This is a genomic window from Micromonospora sp. DT4 (genome assembly GCF_049841675.1).
In the GTDB taxonomy this organism is placed as follows: Bacteria; Actinomycetota; Actinomycetes; order Mycobacteriales; family Micromonosporaceae; genus Micromonospora.
Genome location: NZ_JBNCKT010000491.1, coordinates 1 through 254 on the forward strand (window position 1 = coordinate 1; position 254 = coordinate 254).

General features: G+C 71.3%; 1 protein-coding gene. It reads left to right on the top strand.

Annotated features, from left to right (window positions below; translation table 11 throughout):
* The coding region (locus ACLQ24_RS30640) for a transposase (protein ID WP_425895201.1) at nucleotides 1-254 on the top strand (254 nt) is incomplete at both ends.

The window sequence follows — 254 nt, forward strand, 5'->3', positions numbered from 1 at the left end:
GGCCACCCAAAACACTGACCGCCGCGGACGAGCAGCCCAAGGACCGCGAGTCCCTGGGCCGCTCCCGCGGCGGGTACGGCACCAAGCTGCACCTGGCCGCCGACCGCGCGAGCCGCCCGATCAGCCGACACACCACCGCCGGTCAACGCCACGACCGCATCGGATACGAGCCAGTAATGAACGCCATCCGCATCCCACACCGAGTCGGACGCCCGCGTACCCGACCCGCCCGGATCCTGGCCGACAAGGCCTAC